The sequence below is a fragment of the Halobacillus sp. GSS1 genome, assembly GCF_017307035.1.
In the GTDB taxonomy this organism is placed as follows: Bacteria; Bacillota; Bacilli; order Bacillales; family Halobacillaceae; genus Halobacillus; species Halobacillus litoralis.
This window is the reverse complement of record NZ_JAFLHE010000008.1, coordinates 65043-90366: the sequence shown is the minus strand read 5'-3', so window position 1 is coordinate 90366 and position 25324 is coordinate 65043. Positions and strand designations below refer to the sequence as shown.

Annotated in this window: 30 protein-coding genes; 12 read left to right on the top strand and 18 right to left on the bottom strand. The window is 42.1% G+C overall.

Annotation, left to right across the window (positions count from 1 at the left end):
• Positions 1-55: 55 nt before the first annotated feature.
• Positions 56-1114: a M20/M25/M40 family metallo-hydrolase gene (locus tag J0K78_RS14670; protein ID WP_206947714.1), complete on the bottom strand. Its 1059-nt coding sequence runs from the start codon at positions 1112-1114 to the stop codon at positions 56-58.
• Between the two features lie 119 nt (positions 1115-1233).
• Here J0K78_RS14670 and J0K78_RS14665 point away from each other — a divergent pair, with 119 nt between their 5' ends.
• Positions 1234-1785 carry a thioredoxin family protein gene (locus J0K78_RS14665; protein ID WP_206947713.1) on the top strand — a complete coding sequence of 184 codons (552 nt, stop codon included), beginning with the start codon at positions 1234-1236 and terminating at the stop codon, positions 1783-1785.
• Positions 1786-1883: 98 nt separating this feature from the next.
• Complete coding sequence (locus J0K78_RS14660) at positions 1884-2882, top strand: potassium channel family protein (protein WP_206947712.1); 999 nt, start codon at positions 1884-1886, stop codon at positions 2880-2882.
• Here J0K78_RS14660 and J0K78_RS14655 read toward each other — a convergent pair.
• The 3 genes from J0K78_RS14655 to J0K78_RS14645 form a co-directional block, all read right to left on the bottom strand.
• Positions 2865-3281, bottom strand: coding sequence for a YugN-like family protein (locus J0K78_RS14655; RefSeq protein WP_206947711.1), 417 nt, complete (start codon positions 3279-3281; stop codon positions 2865-2867). The two genes, J0K78_RS14660 and J0K78_RS14655, sit on opposite strands and share 18 nt — an antisense overlap.
• Before the next feature lie 83 nt (positions 3282-3364).
• Positions 3365-4714 carry a glucose-6-phosphate isomerase gene (locus J0K78_RS14650; RefSeq protein WP_206947710.1) on the bottom strand — a complete coding sequence of 450 codons (1350 nt, stop codon included), beginning with the start codon at positions 4712-4714 and terminating at the stop codon, positions 3365-3367.
• Positions 4715-5367: 653 nt separating this feature from the next.
• Positions 5368-6534 carry an iron-containing alcohol dehydrogenase gene (locus tag J0K78_RS14645; RefSeq protein WP_206947709.1) on the bottom strand — a complete coding sequence of 389 codons (1167 nt, stop codon included), beginning with the start codon at positions 6532-6534 and terminating at the stop codon, positions 5368-5370.
• Positions 6535-6673: 139 nt separating this feature from the next.
• Between J0K78_RS14645 and J0K78_RS14640 the strand changes: the two genes are divergently transcribed.
• On the top strand, positions 6674-6913 hold the full coding sequence (locus tag J0K78_RS14640; protein WP_206947708.1) for a DUF378 domain-containing protein: 240 nt from the start codon (positions 6674-6676) through the stop codon (positions 6911-6913).
• Between the two features lie 63 nt (positions 6914-6976).
• On the opposite strand, the gene yugI is transcribed toward J0K78_RS14640, so the two are convergent.
• Positions 6977-7360 (bottom strand): S1 domain-containing post-transcriptional regulator GSP13, encoded by a 384-nt coding sequence (gene yugI, locus J0K78_RS14635; protein WP_160911732.1) that lies wholly within the window; start codon positions 7358-7360, stop codon positions 6977-6979.
• Between the two features lie 165 nt (positions 7361-7525).
• On the opposite strand from yugI, the gene J0K78_RS14630 reads away from it, so the two are divergent.
• Complete coding sequence (locus J0K78_RS14630; RefSeq protein ID WP_206947707.1) at positions 7526-7882, top strand: helix-turn-helix domain-containing protein; 357 nt, start codon at positions 7526-7528, stop codon at positions 7880-7882.
• A 248-nt stretch (positions 7883-8130) separates the two neighbouring features.
• Positions 8131-9309, top strand: coding sequence for a MalY/PatB family protein (locus J0K78_RS14625; protein ID WP_206947706.1), 1179 nt, complete (start codon positions 8131-8133; stop codon positions 9307-9309).
• Between the two features lie 29 nt (positions 9310-9338).
• Here the strand turns inward: J0K78_RS14625 and J0K78_RS14620 are convergent, their stop codons facing one another.
• Together J0K78_RS14620 and J0K78_RS14615 are read right to left on the bottom strand one after the other, a co-directional pair.
• Entirely contained in the window at positions 9339-9908 is a 570-nt protein-coding gene (locus J0K78_RS14620) for a superoxide dismutase family protein (protein ID WP_206947705.1), read from the bottom strand.
• 87 nt (positions 9909-9995) lie between these two features.
• A complete protein-coding gene (locus J0K78_RS14615) occupies positions 9996-10190 on the bottom strand; it encodes a hypothetical protein (protein WP_206947704.1) in 195 nt (64 codons plus the stop codon).
• 124 nt (positions 10191-10314) lie between these two features.
• On the opposite strand from J0K78_RS14615, the gene kapB reads away from it, so the two are divergent.
• Together kapB and deoD are read left to right on the top strand one after the other, a co-directional pair.
• The gene (kapB, locus tag J0K78_RS14610; RefSeq protein WP_206947703.1) at positions 10315-10695 is read left to right on the top strand and encodes a kinase-associated lipoprotein KapB; all 381 of its coding nucleotides are present in this window, start codon (positions 10315-10317) and stop codon (positions 10693-10695) included.
• A gap of 92 nt (positions 10696-10787) precedes the next feature.
• A complete protein-coding gene (gene deoD / locus J0K78_RS14605; protein ID WP_206947702.1) occupies positions 10788-11498 on the top strand; it encodes a purine-nucleoside phosphorylase in 711 nt (236 codons plus the stop codon).
• A 37-nt stretch (positions 11499-11535) separates the two neighbouring features.
• Here the strand turns inward: deoD and J0K78_RS14600 are convergent, their stop codons facing one another.
• A complete protein-coding gene (locus J0K78_RS14600) occupies positions 11536-11763 on the bottom strand; it encodes a DUF2642 domain-containing protein (RefSeq protein WP_206947701.1) in 228 nt (75 codons plus the stop codon).
• 117 nt (positions 11764-11880) lie between these two features.
• Complete coding sequence (locus J0K78_RS14595; RefSeq protein ID WP_206947700.1) at positions 11881-13356, bottom strand: leucyl aminopeptidase; 1476 nt, start codon at positions 13354-13356, stop codon at positions 11881-11883.
• Positions 13357-13620: 264 nt separating this feature from the next.
• Here J0K78_RS14595 and J0K78_RS14590 point away from each other — a divergent pair, with 264 nt between their 5' ends.
• Entirely contained in the window at positions 13621-14103 is a 483-nt protein-coding gene (locus J0K78_RS14590) for a divergent PAP2 family protein (protein ID WP_206947699.1), read from the top strand.
• Between the two features lie 39 nt (positions 14104-14142).
• Here the strand turns inward: J0K78_RS14590 and J0K78_RS14585 are convergent, their stop codons facing one another.
• From J0K78_RS14585 to J0K78_RS14575, 3 genes are all read right to left on the bottom strand, one after another.
• Positions 14143-14844, bottom strand: coding sequence for a 3D domain-containing protein (locus J0K78_RS14585; RefSeq protein WP_242517899.1), 702 nt, complete (start codon positions 14842-14844; stop codon positions 14143-14145).
• A gap of 98 nt (positions 14845-14942) precedes the next feature.
• Positions 14943-15260, bottom strand: coding sequence for a YuiB family protein (locus tag J0K78_RS14580; RefSeq protein ID WP_370551140.1), 318 nt, complete (start codon positions 15258-15260; stop codon positions 14943-14945).
• Between the two features lie 268 nt (positions 15261-15528).
• On the bottom strand, positions 15529-16749 hold the full coding sequence (locus J0K78_RS14575; RefSeq protein ID WP_206947698.1) for an NAD(P)/FAD-dependent oxidoreductase: 1221 nt from the start codon (positions 16747-16749) through the stop codon (positions 15529-15531).
• 295 nt (positions 16750-17044) lie between these two features.
• On the opposite strand from J0K78_RS14575, the gene J0K78_RS14570 reads away from it, so the two are divergent.
• Complete coding sequence (locus J0K78_RS14570; protein WP_206947697.1) at positions 17045-18031, top strand: NAD(P)/FAD-dependent oxidoreductase; 987 nt, start codon at positions 17045-17047, stop codon at positions 18029-18031.
• 87 nt (positions 18032-18118) lie between these two features.
• Here the strand turns inward: J0K78_RS14570 and J0K78_RS14565 are convergent, their stop codons facing one another.
• The 3 genes from J0K78_RS14565 to J0K78_RS14555 all read right to left on the bottom strand — a co-directional run bounded on the left by J0K78_RS14565 (position 18119) and on the right by J0K78_RS14555 (position 19249).
• Positions 18119-18478 carry a HesB/IscA family protein gene (locus J0K78_RS14565; protein WP_206947696.1) on the bottom strand — a complete coding sequence of 120 codons (360 nt, stop codon included), beginning with the start codon at positions 18476-18478 and terminating at the stop codon, positions 18119-18121.
• A 133-nt stretch (positions 18479-18611) separates the two neighbouring features.
• Positions 18612-18842: a YuzB family protein gene (locus tag J0K78_RS14560; protein WP_160911708.1), complete on the bottom strand. Its 231-nt coding sequence runs from the start codon at positions 18840-18842 to the stop codon at positions 18612-18614.
• A gap of 68 nt (positions 18843-18910) precedes the next feature.
• Positions 18911-19249 (bottom strand): YuzD family protein, encoded by a 339-nt coding sequence (locus J0K78_RS14555; RefSeq protein WP_206947695.1) that lies wholly within the window; start codon positions 19247-19249, stop codon positions 18911-18913.
• 162 nt (positions 19250-19411) lie between these two features.
• On the opposite strand from J0K78_RS14555, the gene J0K78_RS14550 reads away from it, so the two are divergent.
• Complete coding sequence (locus J0K78_RS14550; RefSeq protein WP_035511544.1) at positions 19412-19633, top strand: NifU family protein; 222 nt, start codon at positions 19412-19414, stop codon at positions 19631-19633.
• Positions 19634-20283: 650 nt separating this feature from the next.
• On the opposite strand, the gene J0K78_RS14545 is transcribed toward J0K78_RS14550, so the two are convergent.
• Positions 20284-21249 carry a 2-hydroxyacid dehydrogenase gene (locus J0K78_RS14545; protein ID WP_206947694.1) on the bottom strand — a complete coding sequence of 322 codons (966 nt, stop codon included), beginning with the start codon at positions 21247-21249 and terminating at the stop codon, positions 20284-20286.
• A gap of 189 nt (positions 21250-21438) precedes the next feature.
• Between J0K78_RS14545 and J0K78_RS14540 the strand changes: the two genes are divergently transcribed.
• Together J0K78_RS14540 and J0K78_RS14535 are read left to right on the top strand one after the other, a co-directional pair.
• Complete coding sequence (locus tag J0K78_RS14540; protein ID WP_160911702.1) at positions 21439-21945, top strand: phosphatidylglycerophosphatase A family protein; 507 nt, start codon at positions 21439-21441, stop codon at positions 21943-21945.
• 445 nt (positions 21946-22390) lie between these two features.
• The gene (locus tag J0K78_RS14535) at positions 22391-23950 is read left to right on the top strand and encodes a hypothetical protein (RefSeq protein WP_206947693.1); all 1560 of its coding nucleotides are present in this window, start codon (positions 22391-22393) and stop codon (positions 23948-23950) included.
• A gap of 33 nt (positions 23951-23983) precedes the next feature.
• Here J0K78_RS14535 and J0K78_RS14530 read toward each other — a convergent pair whose 3' ends face one another.
• Both J0K78_RS14530 and hepT read right to left on the bottom strand, forming a co-directional pair.
• Complete coding sequence (locus tag J0K78_RS14530; protein WP_206947692.1) at positions 23984-24775, bottom strand: TIGR01457 family HAD-type hydrolase; 792 nt, start codon at positions 24773-24775, stop codon at positions 23984-23986.
• 15 nt (positions 24776-24790) lie between these two features.
• A complete protein-coding gene (hepT, locus tag J0K78_RS14525) occupies positions 24791-25228 on the bottom strand; it encodes a type VII toxin-antitoxin system HepT family RNase toxin (RefSeq protein ID WP_206947691.1) in 438 nt (145 codons plus the stop codon).
• Positions 25229-25324 lie beyond the last annotated feature (96 nt).

Here is a 25324-nt window from a genome sequence, read left to right as displayed (position 1 = left end):
CCAATTATGCGTTAAATAAACAAAACACCGAGGAGACTCCCCGGTGCTGTTAAGATTATTCTTCTAGCGGATTCAGACTTTCGTTTCCTGTCATGTTCTTAATCATTTCTACCATCAAGGAGACCTCTTCTTCGATGTCCTTTACACTAACCGTTTCTACAGGAGAATGCATATAGCGGAGTGGCAGAGAAACAAGACTGACCGGAACGCCTTTACCAGTAAGCCTCATTTTATCCGCATCCGTCCCTGTCATTCGAGGCGTCAGCTCATACTGCACGTCCATATCAAGAGATTTGGCTGTGCTTTCAAGAAGCTTATTAACCTTCCTGTTGATCGGTGCACCTTTTGCCAGGACAGGCCCTCCATCTAAACGTACATCCCCATGTTTATTTTTATTGACCCCTGGATAATCAGTAGCAAACGTCACATCACATGCAATGGCCATCGTCGGCTCGATGCCCGCTGCAGCAAAATAAGCCCCTCCCATGTTCGTCTCCTCATTAACGGTGCTTGCGGCATAGACCCCTACTTGAATATCCTCTTTAGAAAGCCTTCTCAATACTTCACCTACGATGAATTGTCCCGTACGGTTATCCAGACCACGTCCGGCTATGTATCGATCCATCAACAGCTCAGGCTCTCTTTTATAGACAGCGAGATCGCCAATTTGGACAAACTGCTCCATCTCTTCCTTTGATTTAGCTCCACAATCAATAAAAAGTTCGTCCAAACCGAAGTCACCTTTCAACCCACCATGATGTTGAGCGTTCACTCCAATAACTCCGGTCAATTCCTTTGCATAACCAAGGATGTTAACCTTCATCCCCACGGCTGCTTTTGGGTTGATTCCTCCCATTTTGTCAAAATGAAGATACCCTTGCTCATCAATACGGTTGATGACGAGAGCAATTTCATCACAGTGCCCGGCTAACAGGATCTTGAATTCCGCTTCTGGATTCAATACAGCGATCGCATTCCCGGCGTGGTCGGTTTTGATATCATCCGCATATGGACGCATCTCTTTGATCCATCTTTTTTGTATCTCCATCTCCATGCTTGACGGAGAAGGTGTGTTCAGCAATTCCATTAAAAAATTCAATCGTTCTTTTTCCATAATCATCCCCCTTTTCTTTTATCATACCAAAAAAGAGGAATACCATTATAATTAGACGCTTATTCTAAGCCTAATGAGGGAACATGATCTTGTACGGAGTTTGTAGAGGAGGAATACGAATGAACTTAGAAAACTGGTTTAATAAGGGAATGACAGCACAGACCTACGTCGATCACATGCAAACACACCAAAAGGACTTTATTTATATATATGAAAATTTCCCGGTCCCCATTGAAGATCAGCCCCTATTTGAGAAAGTGCAAAACAAAAAATTACGTGCCATTGTCCTTACAGAGGACTGGTGTGGGGATGCGATGCTGAACCTGCCAATTTTCTTAAAAATTGCAGAGCAGGGTCACATTCCCGTTCACTTCCTTTTGCGGGATGATAATTTAGAGTTGATGGATCAATATTTAACAAACGGACGATCAAGATCTATCCCTATCATTATTTTCATCGACACTAATGGGAATGAGGTGGGGACTTGGGGACCACGCGCTCCTGAGATCCAAGCATTTATAGATGACTCATTAGCGAATCTGCCCGATCATAATACCGAGGATTTTAATGAAAAACGAAAGGAAATGCTTACATTCATTACTAAAGCCTATCGTGATAATCGTGATTTCTGGTCCTGTGTTTATAAAGATTTGAAAGAGAAAATTTCATAACCCCATTTCCTGAAGGATTTCCTTATACTAAGGAAGTCCTTTTATGTTTGAGGAAGGAGAGGAAGAGCCATACTGAAGATAAAAAAGGGGCGTATAGCATGCAATCCTTAATCCGCCTATACTTCCAAATGCCGCTGTTTTTACGGTTATTGACTACCGTTTTGTTTACCATGTCATTATTCGGTTTGATTATCCATATTATAGAGCCGCAGAACTTCCCTACTTTCTTTGATGGTCTCTGGTGGGCATTTGTAACAGGTGCTACCGTGGGTTATGGTGATTATGTCCCATTAAGTGCAACGGGTAAAATCATCGCAATCCTTCTCATTCTATCAGGGGGAGGCCTTGTGACCTTCTATATGGCAACACTTTCAGCCTCTACAGTTAAACATGAAACAGACTTAACAGAAGGAAAAGTCCCCTACAAAGGGAACAATCACTTAATCCTTGTTGGTTGGAATGAACGGACCCGGCACTTGCTGGACATGTTGGAAGAACAAAACCTTCAAGAAAGAATCGTTTTGATTGACCGGACGATGAACCAATTTTATCAGCGTTTATCCAGTGTTCATTTTATTAACGGAAGTGCCACAAATGAAGAAACGCTTGAACAAGCAAATGTAAGAGAAGCAAGAATGGCGATTATAACCGCTGATCCATCTATGGAAGAAGAACAGTCTGATCAGACAGTCATTCATCAGATTGTTTCACTGAAAGGACACCACCCAGGATTGTTTATCATCGCAGAAGTACTCACCGATAAACAAAAAATTAATGCAGAACGTGCAGGAGCCAATACCATCATTCGTTCTAATGACTTTATGAGCAGCCTCTTTTACCAGGAGCTCTATCGCAACGATCCTGTCAAACCTTTTGAACTTCTTCTTCATTTGTTGACTGAACGACAATTTCATGAAGAGACCATTCGTGGTGAACTGATTGGGCAACCGATGCTCAAAGCTTTTGAACATTACTTGAAAGAACATTATCAAATTATCGGCATAAAAAAAGGCGAAGATCTCTCTTTCGACCTTCACCCTGATATTGTATTGGAGGAAGGGGATGTCCTTGTCGTTTTTTCACCCCTTCGAAAGTAACACTTGTTCAACCTGAGCAAGCAGCTCTCTTCCCCTATTGATGTGTTCTTCAGGAAAAGAAGCGTCTTTATCCACCGGCTCCTGGAACTGATCGAAAATCGCACGAAAGTTCCCTTCTTTCACATTATCATCCAATCCTGGATTATATTTATGAGAAAGCAGGAAGGGTTCTTTCATTTCAATCATGGCATAATCACCAGGAGCATCCAACGAGCCAGATGTTACAACAAATGGAAGACGGATAAATTGGTACCCTACATGGTCGTCAATTTTATAATCAAAATACCCATGTTCATAATCCCAGTTATCGGAAAGTTTAAAACCGAGAGCTTTCAGTTCACTCTCCACATCATTATAGGTGTACACTTGCCCTGTAATTGGTGAAGATAATGGTATCACTGTCATCACTCCTTTATTCCTTACTATGCCCAAACAAAAAAAGCTCAGGTCATCCATTTTTTGGAGGACCCGAGCTTTTCTTTTTATTTCAAACGTTTTTCAAGTTCTTCTTTTTCTTTTTCAAAACCTGGTTTACCAAGCAGGGCAAACATGTTGACTTTATATGCCTCAACCCCTGGCTGATCGAAAGGATTCACACCCAATAGGTACCCACTGATGGCGCATGCTTTTTCGAAGAAGTACACGAGATAACCGAACGTATAAGCATCGCGTTTCGGCAGGTGCAAGATCAGGTTCGGCACATCCCCATCTGTGTGTGCAAGCATTGTTCCAAGGTAAGCTTTTTCATTTACCTCGTCCACTGTTGATCCAGCCAGGTAATTGAGTCCGTCCAAGTTCTGGCTGTCTTCCTCAATCGTAATGTCAGAAGACGGTGTTTCTACGTTCAAGACCGTTTCAAACAAATCACGGCGCCCTTCCTGTACATACTGTCCAAGAGAGTGCAAATCTGTAGAAAAATTCGCAGAAGCAGGGAAAATTCCTTTTTGGTCTTTCCCTTCACTTTCTCCAAACAACTGCTTCCACCACTCAGCAAAATATTGAAGAGATGGCTCGTAGTTCACAAGCATTTCAATCGTTTTTCCTTTGTTATAAAGGACGTTTCTGACAGCCGCATACTGATACGCCGGGTTGTCAGATAGCTTATCCGTGCTCAACTCACTTTGAGCAGCCTGAGCACCTTTCATCATTTCATCAATGTCGATTCCACTTGCGGCAATAGGAAGAAGACCTACCGCAGTCAAAACAGAGTAACGCCCACCGACATCATCAGGAACGACGAAGGACTCATAGCCTTGTTCACTAGCTAGTGTCTTTAAAGCCCCTTTTTGCTTGTCTGTTGTCGCATAGATGCGTTTACGTGCTTCTTCTACGCCATACTTCTCTTCTAGGAACTTACGGAAGATACGGAAAGCAATCGCTGGTTCTGTCGTCGTTCCACTCTTAGAGATGACATTGACAGAAACATCTTTGTCTTTAAGTACATCAAATAGTTCATTCATGTATGGTGCGCTGATGCTGTTACCAACGAAGAACACTTGAGGGGTGTTTCGATCTTCAGAAGATAACTCGTTGTAAAAACTGTGGTTCAGCATTTCAAGCGCAGCACGTGCTCCTAAGTATGATCCACCAATTCCGATGACCAGCAAGACATCAGAGTCTGATTTAATCTTTTCGGCAGATTTTTTAATGCGGTCAAATTCCTCTTTATCGTAACCTTCAGGTAAATCCAACCACCCTAAGAAGTCACTTCCTGCTCCTGATTTTTCGTGCAGGGATTTATGTGCAAGAGATACAGCTCCTTGCATGTATTCAAGTTCATGCTCACCAAAGAAAGGCAAAGCTTTTTCGTAATCAAAACGAACATGTGTCATTTATGACCCTCCAAATCGTCATTTTTTGCTTGACCAATTTCACTTTATCGAAACCTTACCTTCAAATCAAGCAATCACGAAATTGTAAACGGATACATGCGAAAGTTTCATACATCTGTAAAAATTACGGAACATTACTCACCCAATAATAACCAACCAGCTCAACAAACGCTTCCTTTACTTGAAGACTCAGTTTTAAGATGTTTTGGGGGTCGTTACCCAGGTGGAGCGTTAGGGGTGGTTGGGAGAAACGCCCCCCTTTTACCAAGTTGGATGGTCTTCCGCTTTCCGCATTGTTAAGAGCATAAAACGTTCTGTATCAAACTATCAGGATTCAAATACCCCGGTATGGAGGGGATCCTTATAACCCAATCAAACTGAATACCAGGTTATTCGCGAAGTGGTATCGAGCCACTGATAAAGAAAAGGGGCGGAGGGGAATGGCGAGACTCCTGCGGGAAAAAAGTGCAGGGTGAGACCCCACAGGACGCAGTCCGAGGAGGCTCACCGCGCTCCCGCGGAAAGCGAGCTATTCCCCGCAGCCCCCCCACTCAATAAAATTCTCGAAAATGATTCTTCAAGTATCCTGCCATTCAGGTGAATAAATGGATTAAAAAAATCGGAGGGGATTCCCCTCCGATTTTTCACATCTTTTATTTGGACATCTCCAAGATTTTCTGAACGTCTTGTTCATGCAATTGATTGAAGTTTCCGAATGGTCCTCGTTTCATTGCACGGTCGACGATGATATCGAATTTATCGTCACCAATATCATAATCAGCCAATGTTTCAGGAGCTCCGATTGAACTCCAGAAGGAACGTAAAGCTTGGATTCCCTCTTCAGCGACTTCTTTATCTCCTTTTCCAACAGGATTAACACCGAAGACTTTCGTAGCCAAGCGAGCAAAACGTTCTTCGTTGACTTCCAAGTTGTGTTTCATCCAGTTCGGGAATAGGATGGCGAGGCCTCCTGCGTGTGGAATGTCATATACAGCAGATACTGCATGTTCAATATTATGACTGGCCCAATCGCCTCGGTACCCCATTTGAAGCATGCCATTGAGTGCAACGGTACCGGCATACAAAATGGTTTCCCTATGCTCAAGGGACTCTAAGTCTTCAAGAAGTTTAGGAGCTGTTTCAATGACCGCTCTCAATACACCTTCCACCATCTCATCTTGCACTGGAGACTGTGTTGGGTTGTGGAAGTACTGTTCAAACATGTGTGTCATCATATCCACAATTCCATAAATGGTTTGATCTTTCGGAACACTCACCGTGTAGGCAGGATCAAGAATAGAGAAAGTCGGGTTTGTTAGAGGCGCCGCTCCCCAACCATACTTTTCATTCGTTTCCCAATTCGTTATGACTGCACCTGCATTCATTTCGGACCCTGTAGCTGCCAGAGTCAACACGGTTCCGAATGGAAGAGCTGATTCAGGCTTTGCTTCTCTTGTCACAAGATCCCACGGAGCTCCATCGTATTTTGCTCCGGCTGCAATGGTCTTGGTACAATCAATGACACTTCCTCCACCTACAGCAAGAAGGAAATCGATGTTTTCTTCTTTGCAGATCTTTACTCCCTTTTCCACAGTGGTCAGTTTCGGGTTGGGTTCTACACCAGAAAGTTCCTGGACTTCCACACCTGCCTCGTTCAACTGACCCATGACTTGGTCATAGAGACCGTTCTTCTTTATACTTCCTCCACCATACACAACAAGTACTTTTTCAGTACCCGCTGGTAACTGGGAAGGTAACTGATTCAGTTGATCTTTACCGAAAATTAATTTCGTCGGATTATGAAACGTAAAAGCATCCATAATGAAATTCCCCTTTCTAAACTGAGCATACGTTGGTATTATCCCCGAAATCCAGCGGATTCTCAAAAGATATGCAATTCGTATAATATTTTTTCCTGTGTTTAAGCTAATAAACAATAACGGAAAGGAGGTATTTAGGATGAATTGGTTAAATCGTGTAGCACTTCTTCTAGTCATTGTTGGAGCAATCAACTGGGGATTGATTGGTTTGTTTCAATACGATCTTGTTGCCGGTCTCTTTGGAGGTGGTGAACAAGGAGCATGGCTGGCACGAGTAATCTATACACTTGTTGGTATTAGCGGACTTATCGTCATATCTCTTTATTTTTCACCGGTTGCCGAGCATGAAGACGCCCCGGCCTCTGATCCGGTGGAATAAAATTCAAAATGTATCTACAAAAAAAAGGATCAGCCTCCTTAGGGCTGATCCTTTTAAACGTTCTTATTTACGGAATTTCTCGCGGTCATCAGATTGTTTGATCCAATCTTCCAACTTGTCTTTCAGCGTGTTGAAACCAGCTGTTGACTCTTCTTGCTTAGGTGCTGCTTGCTTACGCGGACGGCGTGTAGCTGCTTTTGGAGCTTCTTGCGTCGCACGGATAGAAAGAGAATACTTATTGCTCTTTTCATCAATGTTCAAAATTTTAACTTGCACTTCATCGCCTTCAGAAAGATGCTCGTTGATATCCTTTACATAACCGTGAGTTACTTCTGAAATGTGTACAAGACCTTGTACTTTTTCATCTAGAGCAACGAACGCACCGTATGGCTGGATTCCTGTAACTTTACCTTCTAATACTTGACCTTCTTGAAACTTATCTGACATGCTATACAACTCCTGATTTATTTATTATTCGCTTCTTTTCACGCAATAAATGATTTTACCATAAAAGAGGCTGTTTAGCAAAGTAAACTTAAACTTCTCAAAACGTTTAAAATTTCACCTTCAATAAAGTGGTATAATATAGGAAAGAACAGAGGAGGTATGTTTATGTCCACTGGTAACAATATCCGCAAATACCGCGAGTTGAAAAACTTCACTAAGGAAGAACTGGCAATGAAAGCAAGAATCGGGGTCCATACTCTCGAAAGTTATGAAACTGACGAACGTATTCCAGAATTGGATACCATCCTTAAGATTTCAACTGTCCTCGATATCCCTGCTTCTGAATTGTTGGAGAATCATGAGGAAAACTCATCAGAAATGGATGAAGAATTAATTAGCCTCATTCAGGAAATTGGCGTGAAACGTTCCAAGCTCATACTGAAAAAGGCCCGTGACTTCTCAGAACAGGACGTCCTTCGCGCAATGAACCTCCTCTATGATTTAAATCAACAAAAAAATTAAAGAAATAGGTTTATAATCTATGAAAGATGGTTATATTAAATAACGTAAGACTTTCTCGTATTCCCCCTGTGTAAGCAGAGCGAACGTTCGCTTTGCTTTTTTTTTGGATTTTTTTAGATTCTTTCCTTATTTGTACAGCTGATGCTACTTTTGATTAGCTGAGTAATTACATACAAACAACATATTTTCATTCAACCTTATAATTCGGGTAAGATAGATAACAAAATGGAGTATTGGAGGAAAACGCTATGGAACGTTTTGAAGAAGTCGTTTCAAGAAAAGGAACAAGATCCGTCAAATGGGATATGGCGGAAGATCTTTACCAAGATAAAGAAGTACTGCCAATGTGGGTCGCTGATATGGACTTCAAGACTCCATCAGCCGTAACGAATGCAATAAAAGAAAGAGCAGCACACGGCATTTTTGGATATACAGTCCCTGATGATAAAGTCAAAGAAACGATCAAGCAATGGCTCGAAAACCGTCATCAATGGAAAATCGATCCAGAGTGGATCACTTATAGCCCTGGAGTTATTCCATCCTTGCACATGATTATCCAATCGCTCACTGAAATTGGGGATCATGTCATTATACAGACCCCTGTCTATCCTCCTTTTTACAGTGTCATTAAAGATCATGGAAGACATGTGGTGAAAAACCCTCTTCAATTGAACGAAGAGCAATACGAGATTGATTTCGAGGATTTTGAGCAGAAAATCAAAGATCATAACGTCTCCATGTTCATTCTCTGTAATCCTCATAATCCCGTAGGACGCGTGTGGAAAAAAGAAGAACTGCAAAGAATGATGGATATCTGCTTAAAATACGATGTTAAAGTGGTGGCGGATGAGATTCATGCAGATTTGATCTACCATGGAAACGTCCATGTCCCTATGGCGAGTTTGTCAGAAGAAGCATCCAGTCAAACGATTACCTGCTTATCTCCAACTAAGACGTTCAACTTAGCAGGACTACAGGCTTCCTACGTCGTTATACCTGATGAATCAGCCAAGAAAAAAGTCGACCGGCACTTTAAAAACCAAGGGATGTTGATGCTGAATACTTTAGGTCTGACAGCCATGGAAGCGGCTTATGAACATGGGGAAGAATGGTTGGAAGAATTAATGAATGTTTTGGGAAATCACCGCGACTACGTCACCCAACGCTTTCATAACGAAACATCTTCAATACGGGTGTTCCCAGCAGAAGGCACCTATCTTCTATGGCTGGACTGCCGTGAGTTGAAGATGGGCCAAACAGAATTGAAGCGTTTTATGCAAAAAGAAGCGAAAGTGGGCTTGAATGATGGTGCTTCCTTCGGTGATGAAGGGGAAGGATTCATGCGTCTGAATATAGCTGCTCCAAAATCGATTATCGAAGACGGCGTCACACGCATCATCAATGCTGTGAAGGCCCTTGAACAATAAAAAAAGTCTCCCTCTGAGGGAGACTTTTTTTATTCCTGCTTCTTATCCGGTTCTGTAGGATCACTCGTTTCATCTTCATCCGCTTTCAAAGTAATTTTCCCACAAGCGATACGTTCCCCTGAATCTCCTGCCGGCTGCGTCATCCCATCATCCTGTCCGCTGTGAATCACGATGGATGTCCCCTCATCTCTAAGTAAAGACTTCTGACCTTCTTTCAGCTTGGCTTCAGGCAACATTAGTGTAGTATCCACCATACCACTTTGGTCTGCTTCTACATTCGGCATATCTCCTACATGTGCTCCCTTCGGATTCATCAACCCATGATCTTTAGAGAGGGGGTTGAAGTGATTTCCGGCACTCTTGAAGTCAGGGGCTTCACATTTTGGAAACTCATGTATATGGACAGCATGCATGCCCGGCTCAAGACCTTCCACTTTTAATTGGACCTCCACCCCTTCAGGCTGCTCGGTCAGTGTGGCTGTGCCAATTTTATCGTTATCGGCATTATAAATCGACGTATTCAAAGGAGAACGTTCTTCCCCTGAACACCCAGCAAGAATGAACACTATGGAAATCGACAACCCGACTATCATTCTCATATTAATCCTCCGTTCCATGGAATACTCCATGGATAGTATCTCCTTCGATTTATAAAAATATAACAAAAGCCACGTAAGGCTCAGGCCCTAACGCGGCTTTTCAGTCTTTTTATTGGAAGATTCCTCTAATTTGTAGGCTTGGTCTACTTTCTTCTCTTCTTTTTGGGAAATCTTAATGAACCAAATCATGGTGACCGCTGCAAATACAATAAAAAGCATTAGCATAATGATTGCTGGAATATACTCTGATTTATCCTGAGGAAAATATAGAAATTCCATCATAGGGCAACACATCCTTCTAACTAGAAGTATATCAAAAATTCACCTCCTCCATGAAGAGCTTCACGATATCTTCACAATTTCAATTTTTGTTACAATGGATGGAGAAAGTGAGAGGAGTGAGATTATGTCAGGGTTTCCAAACGGTTCAATCGTGAAAGCCCATTATAAGACAGGTATTTATATCGGAGAAGTCGTCGAAGACCGCAATCGCTTTTACCTTGTAAAAGTACTGGCCGTTGATAAACACCCGATGCAAGGGGATCTCCATAACCCCGGAAAGACAGAGGAAGTCTTTTTTCATCAGCGGAAAGCTCTAAGCTACAATGAAAAAGCGAATGTACAAAAAGAAGCGGTTAAGACTTTTGATGGAGAAATCCCTTCCTATGAAGACTCTTTAAGGGAAGCGGTGGAAGTCCTTAAAACGAAGCTTGTAAGAAGAGAGACAGAATTCAATCTAAGTGCGAAGAAACAGCTGGAAGACCTAGAAAAGCAATACTTCGGATAACTGGGGGATGACAGCGCTTTTTTTCGTATTTGTTTTCTAATCGAGGGTATGGTAATTTTATATAGTCAAAAGTAATGGAGGAGGTCATATCCATGACAACACATATTGGAGCGAAACCTGGAGACATTGCAGACAAGATCCTTCTTCCTGGTGATCCGCTACGAGCGAAATACATTGCAGAAAACTTTTTAGAAGATGCGACATGCTATAACGAAGTGCGAGGCATGTACGGCTATACAGGTACTTATAAAGGTGAAAGGGTTTCCGTTCAGGGAACAGGCATGGGCGTTCCATCCATCTCTATCTATATCAATGAATTGATGGAAAGCTACGGCGTTCAAAAACTGATTCGTGTAGGTTCTTGCGGAGCATTGCAAAGCGACGTTAAAGTGCGTGACGTAATCCTTGCCTCTACGTCCACAACGGATTCACAAATGAACCGTATGGTCTTCGGCGGCATTGACTTTGCACCTACAGCTGATTTCAATCTATTGAAAAATGCGTATGATGCGGGAACAGATAAAGGCTTGAAGCTGAAAGTCGGAAACGTATTTACCAGCGACAGCTTCTACCGTGATCAAGCGATGGACCTTTTTAATCTGCTTGCGAAATACAATGTGCTGGCAGTAGAAATGGAAACAACAGCGCTTTACACTCTGGCAGCAAAATACAATTGTCAGGCTCTATCCGTATTGACCGTAAGTGACCATATCCTTACAGGGGAAGAAACGACGGCAGAAGAACGCCAAACGACATTCAACGAAATGATCGAAGTCGCCCTGGAAGCAGCAATTCAAGACTAATGAATAAGCACCCCTACAGTGAATGTAGTGGGTGCTTTTATTTTGGAGCAATTTTCTCTATTTCGTTAATATGGACCACATAGATTCGGTCACCAATACTGATAAGAACGGTCTCGCCCCACACTCTCTCCACTTTTCCAAAATAAGTACCATTCACCGTATGAACGATAAGGAAAGTCCCTAGATTCTTTTTTATCATTTTTAGAACAGTACGTCTGCGTGACGAGAGACGGATTTTCCGCCACAACGATATGAGTTGGAACATCTTAAAGCCTCCCCGCTCATCTCCCTCCCTATATGTTATACGCTTGTGATCTTCGAGGTGCGAGGTCTGAACTTACAAAACACACAAAAAAACCTCCCGTTTCCGGGAGGTTTAAAGTTAATTCAAAATATATTGGGCTAACGTTTTGGACATCACACCTGTCGGACCTTTAGGCCCCAGTTCGTGAGGACCTTCAGCAATGGATGTACCAGCGATATCTAAATGAACCCACGGTACTTTTTCAACGAAGGCACCGACAAACGCTCCACCCATAATGGGGTGGGCTTTTCTCGTGGGCGAGTTATTCAAATCAGCAATCGCACTTTTTCTCACTTGCGCTTTATAATCATCATTGTAAGGTAAAAGCCAAATCGGCTCTCCTACAGTTTTCCCTGCTCCCTCGACCTCTTTGTAAAAATGTTCATCATTTGTCATTGCGCCTGTCATCCAGGAACCTAATGCTGTTACGACGCCTCCAGTTAAAGTAGCGACATCAATCACTCGATCCGCTCCTTGGCTTTGAGCATAAGTGACCCCATCAGCAAGAGCAAGGCGGCCTTCTGCATCTGTATTCAACACTTCAATTGTTAACCCGCTCATAGACGTAATCACATCATCCGGCTTGAAAGCATCCCCTGAAATCATATTGTCGGACGATGGGATTACAGCGATGACATTCTTTTTCGGCTTCAGTTGACCAATGGTTTCCATTGCGCCAAGAACAGCTGCCGCTCCTCCCATGTCCCCCTTCATACCTGGCATTCCGGTCTTCGGTTTAATCGAATAGCCACCTGTGTCATAAGTGATTCCTTTTCCAACGAGAGCCGTAACATCTTTCCATTCTTCGAGTCCCTGATATTTCAGCACAATCATTTTGGGTGGTTCTACAGATCCCTGATTAACGGCCAGTAAAGCTCCCATACCCAGCTCTTCCATGTCTTCTTTTTCAAGGATGCTCCATTCGAACTGGTAGTCTTCCGCCATCGTTGTAGCGAACTCTGCCATTTCAGATGCTGTCAGAATATTCGCAGGCAGATGAACCAAATACCTTGCCGTATTCACTCCATCCGCAAAAGCCTGCCCTCTATTTAAAGCTTCAAGTACAGTGTTTTCCTCTTGTTTTGTCCAAACCGTGAGTTCATCAATGTCCACCGGTTCTTTTTGATTGGTTTTAAAAGAGGGGAGACGATACGTGGATGTCAGCATAGCTTCTGAAAGAAGAGCCGAGTATCGTTCTACACATTCACCTACAGGAATAAGACTCTCAAGCAAAATAGTCACAGACGAAACTTTGTCTTTAATTAAACTTTGAAATACACGACCAAATGTCTTACGATATTTGTCTTCATTAAGTTCTTGTGTTGATCCGAGACCAATCACATATATGTTCTTTAAATCACTTTCATTCATAACCAGGACCTTATCAAGTTTTTTACTTTCCGTAGACAAATGTCCAGCTTCTATGTACGCTCCAAGGTCGACCCCACATGAAGTTTTCACCTTGTCGATGGTATGCTTATTAACCTCTTCTTCCTCAAAAAGACCAACAAGTAAAGATTTCGATTCTTTCCATTCATTTGTTACAGTAAACATATTGATGCACCTCCATATTAAGTATACACAATTTCACTATGTTTTCCTTCCTAAATGAAACTCCTTCTGTCTTAACTTAACATGAATATAACTATCTCGCTGCATCAAACATATGGTATAATATCTTTGCTCCATCACCCTAGAAACGCTTCAAAATGAATATGCCCTTAAGCACTTGATTTGTTCAACCAATCTCTACTGTATGAATGAACAACTACATAGATTGTCGTTTCCATTCCCCGAAAGATAAGAAAGGATGTCAGCATGCTATTAGATTTAGTGCAAAACTTCCCCCTTTGGGCGTCGATTGCTGCTATTTTTTTCGCCCAAGTCATAAAAATTCCTATTCAATTCATAGCCTCCCGACAATTAAACACCAGCCTTGCCTTCAGTACAGGCGGCATGCCCAGCAGTCACTCCGCAGCTGTTACCGCACTGGCTACAGGTGTCGGAATTGAACAAGGGTTCGGCTCATCCGTTTTCGCTATTGCCTGTGTTTTCAGCATCATCGTCATGTTCGACAGTACAGGAGTCAGGCGGCAAACCGGTGAACAAGCCATAATGTTGAACATCTTACTCAACGACTTCAACCGCTTCGTAAGTGAAGCCAAAAGCTGGCAGCAAAAAGAAGGTTATCAAAAGAAAGAAGAACTTAAAGAACTGTTAGGCCATCAGCCGATAGAAGTGTTCTTCGGTGGATTGACAGGTATTCTACTCACCTTCCTTCTCCATTCCTTGATTTACTAAAAAAAATCTCTTCCGTTATCTATTTACGGAAGAGATTTTTTATTGACTCATTTGTGAACGGAAGACTTGTAAGGATTCATCCTCATTCAAGGTATTCAAATCTTCCTCAGAAAGTTGGCCGCTGCCCTCTTCAACAACATATACATCGAGCGTTTGCTTTCCCCAATAATTGTAAACATCATTTACGGTTGGAAAATAGAGATCGAGCTTATTCCCTTTAATAGCTCCCCCGATATCTGCAACCACTCCATAACCATAGCCAGGAATAAACAGGACAGTCCCTAACGGAAACATTTCCAGATCAGCAGCAATGGTAGAATATAAATCCCGCTTCACATTTACACCCGAATATGTAATGCCATACCCTGGGTGCTCCGGAGTTTTACCTGTTGATTCATAGCCCGCTGTATAACCTGTCGCAACAACTTCATGGCTTGGGTATTGACTGAAATCAATTGTATCTTCCAACAGTTCAACCGCTTCTATGACCGCGCTGGACACATAGGTCTGTGGAGCGTTTTTAATTTTTAAGCTCTTCTCAGAAATATTCCGCTCCTTTTGAAGAAGAGCCTCCCCATCTAGAGATTCCCCTCTAAATTTAGATGCCATCCATTCATCAAAGTCTGAGAGGGATAGGTTTGTTACATTCGTAAAAGTACTATAAAGAGCAAAGCTGAACAATAGAATAAAAAAGATAGACTTCGTCCGCTTGTTCATGAAATCACCTCTAGGTGTAATCATGTCCAAGCTCCATTTTTTTATTCAACCGAGTCATCCGCAGCATTTAACCAATATTAGAAAAAAGACTAACAGCACATTGTGCCGTTAGTCTTTCCTTTTTAAAACATTTGGTAGCCACTTTTCCGTAATTTCCGAATCACAATTCCAGCCACTATGGTACCGACAAATCCACTCGCTAAGATGACGATATCTACTAATTTCAGGTTCATTAATTGTTCAACTACTGTAGGAAAGGCGTCTCCCGGAGCTGAAAAATACTTTGTCCATGGGAAGTCATCAACGATGAATAGAACGATGATCGGATAAACAAAAGCCATCAACCACGAAGAGCGTAAAATCATATTCAATAGGAAAGAAATTCCGAAGAATAATACAAAAAACAACAACATTGACACGATGAACTGTACGATATTCACTAACGTTTCCCCCTATGTATGTTCAACGAAACACAAACACAAACAAATCCAAACCTCATTTTATAACGGTTACATAAAAAGCGCAAGAGCTCCCTTACAGGAAAGCGAGTAGCTTCCCAGCCCCCCCTCACTCCCATTATGACAAACGAAGCCCGAAAACATCTTGAAACCGAAGCTTCAAGAAAAAAGAGCTATACCAGGAGAAGGGTGATTATTTTTTCAACTAAAAAAGCGAAAACAGTGGTTCTGCTTTCGCTTTTAATCATGGTTAATGGAAGAAGTTTAATTTTCCTTTTTTAAGAACGAGGGGTACGCCGCCTAGTTTTAGCAGGTAGCGGTTATCGATGATTTTTTTCATTGCCGTTGCTGACCATCCGAACAATTTTTTATCATCAAAGACTACGCCTATCGCGTCATTATGACCCAAGGAGGCTACAGTACCTTTCAAGTCCGGCTCGAATGGCTCAAGGTGGTCCTCTCCTCTAATAAGACGGGTGAGGTTCGCCGCAGTCTGCTCAGCTTGCTGAATAGCGATTTGCGCCGTAGGAGGATAAGGACGGCCAGTTTCCTCGTTCATAATCAAGGCACAGTCACCTACGATGAAGACATCACCATATCCTTCTGGGCGCAGGTCATCCCCAACTGGAATGCGTCCACGGTTTGCTTCGAACCCTGCTTTTTCAACAAGAGAGTTTCCACGTACACCAGCTGCCCAAACAACCGTATTCGTCTCGATTTCTTCTCGCTGCTCATCTTTTTCGAAAACGAGCTTGTTTTCAGTAACTTCTTTGATCATAGCGCCGATTTTGAATTCGACACCTCGTGCTTCCAGGGAGTTCATCGCGTACTCTACAAGCTCAGGATCGAACCCTGGGAGTGCCGTAGGAGCAGCTTCGACGTTGATGATACGGACTTTTTCCCGTGGAATGTCGTATTCTTTGCACAGTTCAGGTATACGATTAGCAAGCTCACCTACGAACTCCATACCTGTAAACCCAGCACCGCCGACGACGATGTTCAATCGCTCCTGCTTTTTCTCCACTTCATTATTATATTTTGCGAAGTTATATTCAATATGCTGACGAATCAAGCGCGCACTGTTGATGCTGTTAATAGTGAAAGCATTCTCTTTCAAGCCGGAAATTCCGAAAGTGGCAGCCTCAAAACCAAGTCCGATGACAAGGTAATCGTAGGAAAGCTCACCGTTCTCGAGCAATACTTTCTTATCTTCAGGTTTGATTTCAATTACGGTATCCTGTACGAAATTCACCTGACTCGTATTGATGACATCACTGATTTGAATGCGTGTGCGGTCATGATGTAAAGTTCCCGCAGCATTTTCATGCAGCCAAGTCGTTTGGTAATGGTAACTATGTTTATTAACCAGTGTCACGTTTGCATCATTTGCACCTAGGCTTTTCTGTAATTTCACTGCAGTCATGATTCCGCCATACCCGGCACCGAGAATCACAATGTTAGGGTTTCTCATGATTTAATCACTTCCATCTCGTAATAATGATCCGTAGACTAATACTTGTGACTAATTTCACACAAGAAAACATGAAAAAAACCTGAGTGGTTTCAGGTGAAAATTGTCACAAATTCTTACTATTTGATCTGATTTCATCTTAGACCTTTTCCCATCCATTTTCAAGGCAAAAGACATTTATCGGAATTATTGATCAATTATCCATCTGTAAAGGGTTTCATCCCCTCTTTGTTCCCATCAGAAAATTTTTTATGATAGAATGTATTTTAGTGAAATTTTCATCAGGAGGTTTATTATGAGTGAAAAAATATACGATATAACAGTAATCGGTGGTGGTCCAGTCGGTTTATTCACTGCATTCTATGGCGGAATGCGTGAAGCAAGTGTAAATATCATTGAAAGCCTTCCCCATCTTGGAGGCCAGCTAACTGCTCTCTACCCTGAAAAATACATTTTTGACGTAGCCGGATTTCCGAAAGTACGAGCACAAGAACTAGTAGACAACCTTGAGGAACAAGCAATGATGTTCAATCCTACTATTTCCTTGAACCAGGAAGTGGTTTCTGTAGAAAGAATGGATGATGAAACCATCAAGCTGACCACAGACAAGGATGTTCATTATACAAAAACCATTATTATTACAGCAGGTAATGGAGCCTTCCAACCAAGAAAGTTGAAGATTGAAGATACCGAACGTTTTGAAGAAACAAACCTCCATTACCACGTTAGCAATATGGACAAATTCCGTGACAAAAAAGTCATGATCGCTGGTGGCGGGGACTCTGCTGTCGACTGGGCCCTTATGCTTGAGCCGATCGCTGAACAGGTGACTCTCGTTCATAGAAGAGATAATTTCAGAGCCCACGAACATAGTGTGTCACAGCTTAATGAATCCAACGTCCGAATTATGACTCCATTCACTCCTGAAAAAATGATTGGTGAAGAGCGTATTGAACAGGTGGAATTGAAGGAAGTCAAAGGAGATCGTGTAGAAACCATCGATGTGGATGATGTGATCGTGAACTACGGCTTTATCTCATCCCTTGGCCCGATCAAAAATTGGGAGCTGGAAATCGAAAAGAACAGTATCGTTGTTAATTCTAAAATGGAAACCAATATCAAAGGCATTTATGCAGCTGGTGATATTTGCACCTACCCTGGCAAAGTGAAACTGATTGCTTCTGGTTTCGGTGAAGGTCCAACAGCCGTTAATAATGCGAAAGCCTATATCGATCCAGGCGCTCGTGTCCAACCTAAACACTCGACCAGTATGTTTTCATAAACACAAGGAAGAAGCCATCACTCATGGCTTCTTCCTTTTTACTTTCAAAATAAAAAAACCTTTCTGTATAAACAGAAAGGTTTGTTATTAACAATTTGGATCTGGGGTTCCAGCATTAGTTGCTGTTTTGAATGAGGATCCACACCCACAGGAAACAATAGCGTTTGGGTTATCAATGGTAAATCCCCCGCCCATCATATTCTGTTTGAAGTCGATGGTCGTACCTTCAACAATAGCAGCGTCTTGACGGTTAATGACTACGGGTATTCCACTGGACTCCTCTACAAGATCAAGTTCCTCATTGATGTCATCTTCGAAGCCCATGGCATAAGACAATCCACTGCAGCCCCCACCTTTGACACCGAAGCGAAGACGAACTTCTCCTTCTTCTTCTTTCAACATCTCTTTGATTTGGTGACTTGCGGCTTCTGTGATATTCAGAATCATACCAAGCCTCTCCTTTCTCTTCTTATCGTCAGTATACTAAATCGCAGAACTTTTTATCAAACATCCTGTATCCGCAAATCAAAAGGCATCCTTCTTCAAAGGATACCTTTTTTATTTTCATGGCTACACCAATCTATAGGGTTTCGTCCAGATGTTCATAAATCTTATCGACTAATTCATCAGGTGTATCAGCCATGACACGATCTCCTTCTACAACTGCATATAACGTCTGGGAACATAGTCCACAGTTTCTTAAACACCCATATTCGACAACATCAAGATCAGGATCCTTCTCAAGCCTTTCTTTTGCTTCCTGAGATCCACTGATCAAGTTATTGATACAAAATTCAATTAATGGATTCATCCGCTTCACCTCTATCTTGGATGAAACCCTATCTTATCCTAATCATATCATACCGTTATCAAAACCTGCTATGAATTTTCCTTTGGCTGAAGTCCATTCTTATCCAAGGCTTTATAGACTTTTTTCAATCTAGGATCTCCCTCGCCTACAATTTCATTCTCAACGAGGACAAGAGGATAAAAAAGTTCGTCATCCAACAATTGTTGAATAATTGAAGGATCAGCACCATCCTGATCTTCTTCATGAATATCATAATAACTGTAACGAACCATTGAATCATTATACTTCCTTCCAATAGCCGCCTGCAGCCACTCATATGTTTCCCTTGATCCAGGTGCATTGACACAACTCGCACATTTTACATCAGCTCCATAGACCGCTACACTAACTGTTTGGTGTTCCCCCATCCTACTCTCTCCCTTTGCGTTACGTTTTTTCTATTTTACAAAAGAAAAGAAAAAAGATAAAATGATAATAGTTCTCAATATTAATGTACAGAGACTTAGACAACCATAGATTTTTTAGACGTTTCGTTTTATAATGATACTTAAGAAAGGGGAAGATTGAACATGCATGAACAGGTTCAAGAGGTACTCAATAAACTTCGCCCATTTTTACTACGTGACGGTGGGGACGTCGAGCTTGTCGATGTAGAAGACGGGATCGTCCGCCTGCGACTCATGGGTGCTTGCGGAAACTGCCCTAGTTCCACAATTACTTTGAAAGCAGGAATCGAAAGAGCTCTTGCACAAGAAGTACCAGGAATTTACGAAGTCGAGCAAGTATTTTAATACACCTAACCAAAAGAGCCACTCCATATGGAGCGGCTCTTTTTTTGTAATCCTTATCCCTATTTATATTCAACACATGCTCCCTTTTCTTGAAGACTCAGGTTTGAGATGTTTCTGGGTTCGTTGCCTGTGTTGAGCGTGAGGGGGGGGATGGGAAGCAACTCGCTTTCCTGTGGGGGAGTGGCGAGCTTCCTCGGGCTAACGCCCTGTGGGATCTCGCCCATCTCCTTTCTCTCATGGGAGTCTCGCAGCTTCCCAACCACCCCATCTCATGTAAGGTGAAACGAACCCCTGTCCGGAGAAATAAGCTCCTAATCTTTCCCTCCTAAGCAGCATAAAGCCACCTTTATCATGCTTTTAAGGTCTGAATGCTCACTTGGGTTACCATAATTCATACAAGCTGATTTTTCAAGAAGTGGTTTCGAGACACTTATATAGTAAAGGGCGGAGGGGAATGGCGAGACTCCTGCGGGAAAAAGGTGCTTGGTGAGACCCCACAGGACGCAGTCCGAGGAGGCTCACCGCGCTCCCGCGGAAAGCGAGTTATTCCCTGGAGCCCCATCCACTCAAAAAAAGTCTCGAAACTGAGTCTTCCACAATCCGGCCATATACTTTAATAATCTGGATGACGATTAAAGATAAACAGGACTTTATGGAACAGGTGTGAGTAATGGCTTGCCTTGAAAATGATTGACGAGGTTATCGAGACTAAGCTTCATCATTTTATATCTTGTTTCCTTCGTTGCTGAACCGATATGGGGTAAACAGACCACTTCAGGGCGTGAAAGCAATGGATGCTGGGAGGAGATTGGTTCTTTTTCAAATACGTCAAGACCGGCCCCTGCAATTTCTTTCTTTATGATTGCTTCATAAAGCGCTTGTTCATCTACCGTAGCCCCTCTGGATGCATTGATGAAAAAAGCTTCCGGTTTCATCCTGTGGAAAGCATCCTTATTAAACATGTGTTTGGTTTCCTCTGTCAAAGGGGTCAAGCACACGACATAATCCGCTTGTGCAAGCAGTTCTTCGAAACCTTCGTATCTCACACCAAGGGTGTCTTCCACCTCAGGTTTACGAGAACGATTATAATACAGCACACTCATACCGAAGCCTATCGCTCTTTTAGCGACTGCTTCTCCGATTCTCCCCATCCCGACAATTCCTATTGTTTTCCCGTGAATATCCGTACCGGCTAACATCAACGGAGACCAATGCTCCCACTTGTTTTGTTTTATGTATTGGCTTGCCTCAATCATCCTCCTCGCCGTGGCCATTAATAAACCGAATGTGAGGTCCGCTGTTGTCTCTGTAAGCACATCTGGTGTATTAGTGACAGCAATACCTAGACGTTCCGCCGCTTTCACATCGATATTGTCATAACCGACTGCCATATTCGCAACGATAGAAAGATTATCAGATTGCTTGAGGATTTGGTCATCTACGTTTTCCGTTAACATAGTCATTAAACCATGAGACGATAGTGCTTGTTCAATCAAAACTTTGCGCTCTACTGGTTCTTCTTCCTTTGACCACATCTCAATATCCAAGTACTCTTTATAAGGATTTACGACTTCATCAGGGAGACGACGAGTAATATAAACTTTTGGTTTTTGCAATGGTCGAACCTCCATCCATTTTTTTATAATGTTATCATAGCAAATGACTGTTAAGGCGATCCAATCTTCTACACATTTGCACCTTCAGTAAGAAGTTTTGATATAATGAACATAACACCGCTCGTTTGTGCAATAATAAACGCGGGTATGGTACAGTGCAAGTCATGATGAGCAGGGAGGTTTTTCACTATGGCAGAAGAAAGAAAAGTATCCACTCTTGAAAAAACCGCAAGAGATTGGCTGGTGGAAAGAGGGGTCACCGTTGATGACATTGCTGATCTTGTCTATTACTTACAATCCAAATATCACGATGAATTATCCATGGACGACTGTCGCTTCAATGTAAATAAAGTCCTGACAAAGCGGGAAGTACAGAATGCAGTCATTACCGGGATTCAAATGGATCGTCTGGCAGAAAAGAAAATGCTTGAAGAGCCGTTACAATCGACCATTGAGGTAGACGAAAGTCTTTATGGAATTGATGAAATCATTGCCTTTTCCATCGTAAACGTTTATGGATCCATCGGTTTTACCAATTATGGTTATATTGATAAGCAGAAACCAGGAATCCTACAAAAACTGAATGATAAATCTTCAGGAGAATGCCACACATTCTTAGACGACATTGTCGGGGCCATTGCAGCCGCAGCATCCAGCAGACTCGCGCACACCATCGCTGGAGACAATGAAGTTTAATCAAGATGAATAAATACAAGGTTAAAGTAGTTCAATGAAGTGTACGATGTATCCGTACCTTCTCATTGAGCTACTTTTTATTTTCCTCCATCTTCTTCAATAAAAACTCCCGATTGTAGAAGCGTAGGGCTGCGGGACTCCCCCCCGGGAATGGATTGGCTGGCAAGACCCCACGGGACGAAATCCGAGGAGACTTGCCCGTCATCCTCTCAGGAAAGCGAGTAGCTTCCCAGACACCCTGACGCTCAATCCCGGCAATGAAAGCCCGAAAAGTCTCGAAACTAAATCTTACACAATCCTGCATATAGCTTACTAAGGTTCATAAATAATAACCTGCTATGATTTTTCAGACTATTTTTCATATCGTATTTTTATTTTTCTGAAACCTTTATAATCTTAACTACGTACTACAAGAAGAGACAGAAAAAGGAAGGGGATACACTAGATGAAAAGTTGGAGAGGAAAGTTAGTTTGGCTGCTTCCTACGATCATCGTTCTGGTCGCTGTAAGCTTGCTGTTTTCTCATAATTATCAAAAAGTCACAGAACCTCCGGATGAGAATTGGAGCCGCGCCCTTGATATTGGGACCACGCCTGTTTTACGGACCCCCAATGTAGGCCTTTACGAAGGAAAACCATCCGTTTCCTTTCTTACCGAAGATGGTATCCAACAAAACATTTACAATGAGCAATATGAAATACAGGAACAAAATTCTTATGATATTCCTGTCGATAAATTCACGCAATTCTACATAGGTGAAAACAAGGTAATTTATGCTGATTATTACAGTATGTATGATCAGGAGACAGGGGATAAGCTCTCTGACATTCAAGCCTTCTTCCCTCTTGAAAGCAGTGTTTTTTACAGAAGTGAGGATAAAATTTTTAATTTGGATGTCTCTGAATCCACTAGTGAAGAGCTTATATCATTGGATAATCCGAAAGCCTCTGTCCACATGGCAGAGACAACCAGCGGTACGTATTTATTGACAGATGAAGTGACCTCGTCAGGTAATTTACTGAAATACTACCAGGTGGAAAAAAACAGCATAAATCCACTCGGTGAAATAACTTTCTCAGTCAAACAATCCGAACAAGTCAATGATATTCAGTTTACGACCAAAGAAAACAGTTACCAGTTGCTTGTTACAACGATACAAAAACAAAGCCAATCCGGTAAAATTCAAAATCATTATTACTATGCTGAAGCTCCTTTTGGAAAAAAACCTGAACTGAACAGAGTGAATTTTCAAGATCCCTCCTCTACAAACGAGTTGAAAGAAGTAACAGACCTCAGCATTCATAATACGGAGAGTGGGCCGGTTCTCCTTTTTAAAGCAAACGGTTGGACTGAAACACTTTTCCGGCCAGGGCCGCAATTTAACATATACCAGGCGACCATCAGTGATCGCAGCACGACAACAGTAACACGATTAAGCAATACGCCGTCATTTTCTAACTTTCCGGTTAGGATTAATGAACAAACGGTTGTGTGGGTAGACAATGGAGGAGAAGATCATAATTTATTATTAGCTTCAAGCAAACCTGAGGTCATCGAGCGGGCTGACAAGATTACAAAGGAAGCTTTACTCCTTGCTTCCGGAAAAACGATGGGGATGCTTTCTTCAGGATTATTCGCCCTAATCATCTCTATATTCTGGTTTTTATGGCCTTTGCTATTCATGATTTTTATCATGTTCTCCAAAGCCGAAGCTCTGGATCAGGACCGCTCCTGGGTTCTATATACAGGCATACTCATCTACCTGGTAGCAGCCATTGTGGTAAGAGACCCGATGTTTTCAGAAGCGCTTCTTGCGAGAGCTCCAGATTATTTAAGTTTTCCCGGCAGTCCGATTTTGTTCCTTCTTGGCTTTGCAGGGATTGCTTATGGAATATTACGGGCAGGAGCACGTTCAAAAGATTGGTCCAATCCCATTCAATTGACCTATTTCATAGGTATGCATGTCCTTTTTATTGCTGTATTTTTTGGCCCCTACTTGATGTGACAAAAACGACCAGAGAATTCTCTGGTCGTTTTTCTATTTCTTTTCATTTGCATTCAGCTGCATCCAATGGAACAGATCATTACATTTGTATGTGGGCTGATGTTCTTTATCCTTGATCTCATCAAAAGTACTTAATCCGGTTTCTACCATCAGAGTATCCATGCCAGCTGTCATTCCTGCTTTGATATCGGTATTGTAGTTGTCTCCAACCATTAATACATCTTCTTTATTATGTCCTAACCTTTTGAGTGCCCTCGCCATAATTAATGGTTCGGGTTTACCTACAAACACTGGATTCACCCCTGTACTCACAGAGATCACAGATGTCAAAGCTCCATTCCCTGGAACAAGGCCACGCTCTGTAGGAATGGCAATGTCTCCATTGGTACTTATGAAGGCAGCTCCATTCCTCACTTCCAAACAAGCCGAAGCGAGCTTCTCATAATTAATTTCCCGGTCAATACCAATCACCACGTAGTCAGCGCCTTCTTGCACCAATTCCAAACCTTCTTGGCGCAATGCGTCGAATAACCCTTCTTCCCCGATGGCAAATACGCGGGCTTTTTGTTTTTCGCTGCTTATATATTCAGCAGTTGCCAGACTGCTCGTATAAACTTGCTCCGGCTTAGCATGGACTCCAATTTGATTGAGTTTCTCTGCAATTTGACCAACGGTTTTTGAAGAGTTATTTGTCAAATACAAAAAGGGCAGGTCCTGCGATTTTAAATGTTCGACAAATTCTGATGCCCCTTCAATTCGTTCAGCGCCTTTGTACATGGTTCCATCAAGATCAATAAGATAGCCTTTGTATTCCTTCTTACTCATACCTTTACACACTCCTCAGCTTTTGGAAAAGGCAGAAACAGGGCCAAGCTCATTATCCAAGTAACGACGGACGCGACTTGGAAAGGTTTGTAATGAGTGTTTTCGTTCCTGCCACACGTTAACGATTTTTTCATGATCGATTCTCGTATATTGTTGGACAATCATTTTTCTAAGCTGAATAAATTGCTTATACGCTTCCTGCTCATCCTCAGGAAGTACCTTTTCATCTGTAAGTATATCGATTACGTCTTCATAACTTCCCGGGTCCCTCATGATAAAACCATCAATCATCATGTTCCCAACATCAATGATCGCTTCGATGTTCAATTGAGTCATTCGCTCTAAGAGAAGTTGGTTTGAAAAACGCTCATAAGAGTGTTCCATCATTTCCTCTTGTATCTTTTCCATATATGATAAAATCTCTTCAATTTTTTCTCGATTCACAAAATACATTTGGTTAACCTCCCACAAAAAATGACCTTTTTCATTCATGATACCATAAAAGACGGATTCTCATGTTTCCTGATTTTCAGTTGTCTTATTTCCTAG

What these genes read in the sequence shown, in the direction of transcription:
- J0K78_RS14615 (WP_206947704.1), bottom strand. Translation starts at nt 10,190, where the DNA reads ATGATGGAATTTCTATATTTTCCTCAGGATAAATCAGAGTATATTCCA.
- J0K78_RS14560 (WP_160911708.1), bottom strand. Translation starts at nt 18,842, where the DNA reads ATGAATCCATTAATTGAATTTTGTATCAATAACTTGATCAGTGGATCT.
- J0K78_RS14630 (WP_206947707.1), top strand. Translation starts at nt 7,526, where the DNA reads ATGTCCACTGGTAACAATATCCGCAAATACCGCGAGTTGAAAAACTTC.
- J0K78_RS14660 (WP_206947712.1), top strand. Translation starts at nt 1,884, where the DNA reads ATGCAATCCTTAATCCGCCTATACTTCCAAATGCCGCTGTTTTTACGG.
- J0K78_RS14530 (WP_206947692.1), bottom strand. Translation starts at nt 24,775, where the DNA reads ATGAGTAAGAAGGAATACAAAGGCTATCTTATTGATCTTGATGGAACC.
- J0K78_RS14550 (WP_035511544.1), top strand. Translation starts at nt 19,412, where the DNA reads ATGCATGAACAGGTTCAAGAGGTACTCAATAAACTTCGCCCATTTTTA.
- J0K78_RS14600 (WP_206947701.1), bottom strand. Translation starts at nt 11,763, where the DNA reads ATGTTCCAACTCATATCGTTGTGGCGGAAAATCCGTCTCTCGTCACGC.
- J0K78_RS14670 (WP_206947714.1), bottom strand. Translation starts at nt 1,114, where the DNA reads ATGGAAAAAGAACGATTGAATTTTTTAATGGAATTGCTGAACACACCT.
- J0K78_RS14565 (WP_206947696.1), bottom strand. Translation starts at nt 18,478, where the DNA reads ATGATTCTGAATATCACAGAAGCCGCAAGTCACCAAATCAAAGAGATG.
- J0K78_RS14535 (WP_206947693.1), top strand. Translation starts at nt 22,391, where the DNA reads ATGAAAAGTTGGAGAGGAAAGTTAGTTTGGCTGCTTCCTACGATCATC.
- J0K78_RS14540 (WP_160911702.1), top strand. Translation starts at nt 21,439, where the DNA reads ATGGCAGAAGAAAGAAAAGTATCCACTCTTGAAAAAACCGCAAGAGAT.
- J0K78_RS14575 (WP_206947698.1), bottom strand. Translation starts at nt 16,749, where the DNA reads ATGAGAAACCCTAACATTGTGATTCTCGGTGCCGGGTATGGCGGAATC.
- yugI (WP_160911732.1), bottom strand. Translation starts at nt 7,360, where the DNA reads ATGTCAGATAAGTTTCAAGAAGGTCAAGTATTAGAAGGTAAAGTTACA.
- J0K78_RS14665 (WP_206947713.1), top strand. Translation starts at nt 1,234, where the DNA reads ATGAACTTAGAAAACTGGTTTAATAAGGGAATGACAGCACAGACCTAC.
- J0K78_RS14640 (WP_206947708.1), top strand. Translation starts at nt 6,674, where the DNA reads ATGAATTGGTTAAATCGTGTAGCACTTCTTCTAGTCATTGTTGGAGCA.
- J0K78_RS14625 (WP_206947706.1), top strand. Translation starts at nt 8,131, where the DNA reads ATGGAACGTTTTGAAGAAGTCGTTTCAAGAAAAGGAACAAGATCCGTC.
- J0K78_RS14555 (WP_206947695.1), bottom strand. Translation starts at nt 19,249, where the DNA reads ATGGGGGAACACCAAACAGTTAGTGTAGCGGTCTATGGAGCTGATGTA.
- J0K78_RS14590 (WP_206947699.1), top strand. Translation starts at nt 13,621, where the DNA reads ATGCTATTAGATTTAGTGCAAAACTTCCCCCTTTGGGCGTCGATTGCT.
- hepT (WP_206947691.1), bottom strand. Translation starts at nt 25,228, where the DNA reads ATGTATTTTGTGAATCGAGAAAAAATTGAAGAGATTTTATCATATATG.
- J0K78_RS14595 (WP_206947700.1), bottom strand. Translation starts at nt 13,356, where the DNA reads ATGTTTACTGTAACAAATGAATGGAAAGAATCGAAATCTTTACTTGTT.
- J0K78_RS14620 (WP_206947705.1), bottom strand. Translation starts at nt 9,908, where the DNA reads ATGAGAATGATAGTCGGGTTGTCGATTTCCATAGTGTTCATTCTTGCT.
- deoD (WP_206947702.1), top strand. Translation starts at nt 10,788, where the DNA reads ATGACAACACATATTGGAGCGAAACCTGGAGACATTGCAGACAAGATC.
- J0K78_RS14645 (WP_206947709.1), bottom strand. Translation starts at nt 6,534, where the DNA reads ATGGATGCTTTTACGTTTCATAATCCGACGAAATTAATTTTCGGTAAA.
- J0K78_RS14570 (WP_206947697.1), top strand. Translation starts at nt 17,045, where the DNA reads ATGAGTGAAAAAATATACGATATAACAGTAATCGGTGGTGGTCCAGTC.
- kapB (WP_206947703.1), top strand. Translation starts at nt 10,315, where the DNA reads ATGTCAGGGTTTCCAAACGGTTCAATCGTGAAAGCCCATTATAAGACA.
- J0K78_RS14650 (WP_206947710.1), bottom strand. Translation starts at nt 4,714, where the DNA reads ATGACACATGTTCGTTTTGATTACGAAAAAGCTTTGCCTTTCTTTGGT.
- J0K78_RS14585 (WP_242517899.1), bottom strand. Translation starts at nt 14,844, where the DNA reads ATGATTACACCTAGAGGTGATTTCATGAACAAGCGGACGAAGTCTATC.